The sequence below is a fragment of the Halorubrum sp. AD140 genome, from assembly GCF_034497445.1.
Lineage (GTDB): Archaea > Halobacteriota > Halobacteria > Halobacteriales > Haloferacaceae > Halorubrum.
The window spans coordinates 1-1063 of record NZ_JAXRUU010000324.1 but is presented as its reverse complement, the minus strand read 5'-3'; the positions used below and the strand labels follow the sequence as shown (position 1 = coordinate 1063).

Genomic DNA, 1063 nt, shown 5'->3' with positions numbered 1-1063 from the left:
TATGGAGAGACAACTTGAAGCACATCATGCAGACAGCAGTAGGTAACTTATTCTCGACTGAGCATGATCTTATTCCGTCAGGTAGTGCAGATGAACCAGAAGTAGAATTGAAATAATAAAAGAGGCCTGAAAATAGAAATTTTTCAGTCTGCCTTTACGGAGTTGCTTCTATCAGGTCAGAGTTACTGTCAGTAAATTCATCCTTGTTATCGTAATGATATGATAGGCTGTCATCAGCAGTTCTGACATCCTGTGTGATCATGTATTCTCTCTCATCTTGATCCTCTGTGGGTTCAAATGAGTGCATCTCAATCATCGAGCCTTCTGCATCTTCACTCCAGCTCTCCCCGTTACTGGTTGTGTACTCCCATTCACAACTGTAAACTTCATCGTAATCTATTTCAGCGTAGAAACCTGTGGTTTCTGTATCACTGACTTCAAATGTCTCAGACGCCATTTCATCTGACTCCGCTTCATCCTTCTCATCAAGGCCTCCGGCCCGGCAGATTTTACATCACACGGTATGGTTGACAAGGCCTAGGTAATTACAGACTTTCTGATTCGGTGAGTCTGCTAACCCTTTCATCGACTGAAGGGTGAGCCTCCCTAATTGTATATTCTCCGAAGAACAGATCGAAGTACTGGGCTACTCCTTCGGGCCGCTTTGTGGCACCTCCAAACGAGGAGATGCCAAGGCCTGTCACATTGTTAGCTCTCAGACGGTCGTTCTCTTCAAATCGTCTCAACGCTCTTTTAACCGGTTCAGGGCCTGTCGCTTCTGCCGCCGATTTATCGGCTTTGAACTCCCTTTTACGGAAGTCAAGTTGAGCGTAGAACAGGTTCCTACCTAAAACGGTCAAGATAGAGCCGAATACAACCAGTATGGCCAGCTTAGTATCGCCATTCTCGATATGCGCCGCCTCATGCGAGACCACAGCTTTCAGCTCATCCTCTGTGAAGTCAGCTACCAGATCCTCTGATAAAAGAATATACTGATTGGCCCCGGTACTGACTCCGGCAGCAAAATACACTGGAGAATCTGCCTCCGGGAAGGATACTGTAC

Annotated in this window: 2 protein-coding genes; both read right to left on the bottom strand. The window is 46.3% G+C overall.

Features of this window, described 5'->3' with window-relative positions; all coding sequences use genetic code 11:
* Window positions 1–154: 154 nt before the first annotated feature.
* Complete coding sequence (locus U4E84_RS18550; protein WP_322533526.1) at window positions 155–457, bottom strand: hypothetical protein; 303 nt, start codon at window positions 455–457, stop codon at window positions 155–157.
* Between the two features lie 88 nt (window positions 458–545).
* Window positions 546–1063 (bottom strand): M48 family metalloprotease (locus U4E84_RS18545; RefSeq protein WP_322533525.1); only part of this gene is annotated, 518 nt, incomplete at its 5' end.